At 28.7% G+C, this 3,827-nt stretch carries 5 protein-coding genes; 4 read left to right on the forward strand and 1 reads right to left on the reverse strand.

The features are described 5' to 3' along the window. A partial coding sequence (locus QZZ11_RS07865; protein WP_292475063.1) for an Ig-like domain repeat protein occupies positions 1-881 on the reverse strand: 881 nt, incomplete at its 3' end. Between the two features lie 319 nt (positions 882-1,200). On the opposite strand from QZZ11_RS07865, the gene QZZ11_RS07870 reads away from it, so the two are divergent. The 4 genes from QZZ11_RS07870 to QZZ11_RS07885 all read left to right on the forward strand — a co-directional run. Continuing rightward, a complete protein-coding gene (locus QZZ11_RS07870) occupies positions 1,201-1,902 on the forward strand; it encodes a DUF2162 domain-containing protein (RefSeq protein ID WP_292475064.1) in 702 nt (233 codons plus the stop codon). A 14-nt stretch (positions 1,903-1,916) separates the two neighbouring features. Continuing rightward, positions 1,917-2,582, forward strand: coding sequence for a MotA/TolQ/ExbB proton channel family protein (locus tag QZZ11_RS07875; protein ID WP_292475066.1), 666 nt, complete (start codon positions 1,917-1,919; stop codon positions 2,580-2,582). Then, positions 2,563-2,874, forward strand: coding sequence for a DUF2149 domain-containing protein (locus QZZ11_RS07880; RefSeq protein WP_292475067.1), 312 nt, complete (start codon positions 2,563-2,565; stop codon positions 2,872-2,874). Before QZZ11_RS07875 ends, QZZ11_RS07880 begins: the two co-directional genes overlap by 20 nt. 309 nt (positions 2,875-3,183) lie before the next feature. Continuing rightward, on the forward strand, positions 3,184-3,827 hold a 644-nt coding region (locus QZZ11_RS07885), incomplete at its 3' end, for a hypothetical protein (protein ID WP_292475070.1).

Raw genomic sequence — 3,827 nt, forward strand, 5'->3', positions numbered from 1 at the left:
ATTTTTTCATTTGCATCAGTGAATTTTCCTGTTATTGTTATGTTGTTTTTGTATAGTGTGTCTTCTATTTGGTTGTGTGTTACTATTACGTTTTGTTTTTCTACGTTGAATGTTGTGTTTGTTTTGTATGGGTTGTATTTGTCGTTTCCGCTGTATCCTATTGTTACGTTGTTGGTTCCTAGTGTGTTTGTTTCGTATGTGAAGTTGTATGTTCCGGTAGCGTCTGTTTTTGCATAGTATTTGATGCCATTGATTATAATCTTTACGTTACTGTTTGTTATTATTTTTTCATTTGCATCAGTGAATTTTCCTGTTATTGTTATGTTGTTTTTGTATAGTGTGTCTTCTATTTGGTTGTGTGTTACTATTACGTCTTGTTTTTCTACGTTGAATGTTGTGTTTGTTTCGTATGGGTTGTATTTTATGTTTCCGCTGTATCCTACAGTTAGGTTGTTGGTTCCTACCGCCGTAATTTTGTTTGTGAAGTTGTATGTTCCGGTAGTGTCGGTTCTTGAGAAATATTTTTTTCCATTAATAATGATTTTCACATTACTGTTGGATATTGTCTTTCCGTTAATTTCAGTGAATTTACCACTAATAGTTACATTTTCATTATATTTTCCCACATTTAAAGAATCAATACTGACTTGTGTATCTATTTTATCAGTATCCGCATCATTTCCGTCACTTTCTTTAACATTATCTGTTTTTTGTTTGGTGATGGTATTGTAACTGATTTCTTTATTTTCAATATTATTTTGTTCTAGTGTTTCTTGGTATTTGTCAAATTCTGTTTGTTCGTGATTTTCAGTTGTAATGTTGTTTTCTGTAGCTGATGAAGTACTAATAATCAAAAGTATGAATGATAATGCTACGAACAATAATAATATTTTATTGATTTTTTTCCTAATAATAGTCCCTCCTCTAACTTAATTAACGGATTAAATTTGTTTTTTTATTTTTTTTAAATTTTTTATCCATGATATTTATTATCTAAATCTAATTATTTAAAATAAATGTTTTTTTAATCAATAAAATAAATGAAAACTAATAAAAAAATATAAATTACTCTCTTTAAAATTATAATAATTTTAATAAATAATAAACAATAAAAATATTTTTAATTAAGTTCAATAATTATGGTGATTATATTAACATGACTTAATTTATATTTAAAAAAAATTTAGGGGGGAGCTTCGCATGCTTGAACAATTTTGGCAATACGGGATATTGGCAGCAGTACTCGTTTTCGGAGTAAAAATTGGTTTGGCCCTAGGATTTTCCGGTATTCAAAGAAAAAAAGTCGGATGGATTCTAGTAGGTTATGCTGTAGGTTTAATATTATTGTCATATATATGTCAACCATATTCACAACAAGTTTATGACATAGTTTATGGATACAGTGGCGCTATTTTCGCAGTAATTGCATTGATAATTGTTATAACCGGATTTAAAACCATATATGATTATAATGTTACAGAGAAAGATGTAGGGTCTGCAACATGTATGGCAGTAGTTGCACCATGTCCTTGTTGTTTTGGAGCTATATTGGCATCAGTGATATTAGTTGCACCCGTAGCCGGAATATCTTCAGTAACTCTTGGTTCATTTACAGCAATAGCTTTAGTAATTGTTATGGGAATTACATATTTACTGTCATTCGGAATAGTGAAAAAAGTTAATAAGCCATATCCTGTAGTGTTAGGAAATTTCATGATATTTATTGGAATATATTTTGTTCTATGTTTGATGATATTACCAAACATTTCATTATTGGTTGTTGGTTCAGCAATTCCTATTAATATTTCTAACCAATTTTGGGAGATAATAGCTTTAATGATCGGAATGGTTATAGTTGGTGCGATTCTAGCTAAAAAAAGAAGTTTCTTATTAAATAATTAAGTGGAGGTAAATAAATGGCTACAACAATACCAGGTGGGGATATTCTTTCGGGCGCACTTAATGTTATAGCACAAAGTTTGTTACTGCCGGTAATGATTTTGCTTATAATTTTTATTATATTTGCAATAATTGAAATAGGTTCAATCCTTGCAGAATATACCGGTAGAAAGAAAATTTCTGGTGAAGAAAAAGAAGAAATCATTAAAAAAATTCTAGAATGTAACTCTCAGGATGAAGTTAATCAAGTGATATACAATACAAAATTAAACAAGTATGATAAAGAAGTATTGGATTCAATTGCTTCTTTTGATCAATCAGTTTATAATAAAAACATGAGAGAAGTATTAGCTAGGAATCTATTAGAAACTCAGGAAGCTAAAATGTTAGGATCCTTGACTAAAGTTGATATTGTTTCTAAAGTAGGATCTGGTTGTGGATTGTTAGGTACTATTATCCCTATGGGTCCGGGATTAGCAGCTTTAGGTGCTGGTGATATGGTAACATTAACAACAAACCTAACAACAGCATTTAACACAACAACAGCAGGGTTAGCTGCAGGTACAATCTGTTTTGTAATAGCTAAAATACGCAGAGATTGGTATAATCAAGAGATGGAAATGTTATATGATTTTGCTGAAGCTATATTAGAGGTTGATTATAATGTCACTAAGACGCAGTAGGTTAAAAGATTCTGCTGAAGATTTGGATCCAATGTCTTCAATTACCAACATGACTGATTTAATGTTGGTGTTGGCAGTAGGTTTTCTTATATTTGCAGTAATGTCTACAGGTATGCAACAGATTTCAGAAAATCAGCAACAAAGTCAACAGTTGGAAGATGTTGAAATTGAACAAGGACAGGAAATAACTCAACAAATGGAAGATATCGAATCATCTAGTTCAGGTTATGCTAGAACTGGGATAGTTTATACTGATCCTAAGACAGGAAAACAGTATATGCGGGCTGTGTGATTTAATTCTTTTATTTTTTATCTTTTTTTAATCAATTTTTTTATTTTTATAATTCTTTTAAATCAATACATATTATTATTTCAAGAAATTTTATCAAATATTTTTATTTGAAAGGTTTAAAATAAATTATTTTCTTTTTTGATAATTTGGTTAATTAAATCAATTTTTTTAAGCTATACAATAATTATTTACTTATTTTCAATTTTTATAAAATATTTAATTACTAAATGAACAAATATATAATTAACGATATTAATTTAATTAATTTTAAAACATAAAATATTACTTTTATCTAAACAGGTGGATAAAATGAAAAAAATAAGTAAATTCTTGTTATTCACTATAGTTTTATTAGTATTTTCTTTAGGTACGATATCTGCCGCAGAGGATGGATTTGATAGTTCTCAATCTGCAGATGTTGAACCTGATACAATTACTGAAACAAATGTAATTGGGGATACTATTGCTGAAAATAGTACTAAAATTACTAATCAAAAAACTATTGAAAAAAACGAGATAAATAATGAAAACAGGTCGGTTAAACAAGCTACTACACTTACAGTAACTAGTAGTAATTATGAAAATTTCTTCCAGTATGATGAAGGGGAAGGCATAATTAAAACTACGGATTTTATACGTAATGGTGATATATTAAACCTAAAAGGAACGTTTAATGATGTTGATTTTTCAGTGGATAAATCTATCACATTGACTAGTTTAAATAATAATGCATATCTATACAATTGTACAGTTCGTGTTACACCATCAGGATCCGGTTCTACAATATCAAATTTAATAATTAATAACAGTGCCGAAACCACATCTGGAATATTAGTAAATGATGCAGAAAATTTAACTGTTGAAAATAATATAGTCGAAGTATCCGGTCTTAATTCATATGCATTTGAAGCAAATATGAATCATAGTATGATTAAATTAAATAGCTTTGAAAC

It is taken from the genome of Methanosphaera sp., assembly GCF_016282985.1.
Lineage (GTDB): Archaea > Methanobacteriota > Methanobacteria > Methanobacteriales > Methanobacteriaceae > Methanosphaera.

Excerpts from the sequence above, each read along its gene's own strand:
- QZZ11_RS07880 (WP_292475067.1), top strand. The coding sequence starts at position 2,563 with ATGTCACTAAGACGCAGTAGGTTAAAAGATTCTGCTGAAGATTTGGAT.
- QZZ11_RS07875 (WP_292475066.1), top strand. The coding sequence starts at position 1,917 with ATGGCTACAACAATACCAGGTGGGGATATTCTTTCGGGCGCACTTAAT.
- QZZ11_RS07870 (WP_292475064.1), top strand. The coding sequence starts at position 1,201 with ATGCTTGAACAATTTTGGCAATACGGGATATTGGCAGCAGTACTCGTT.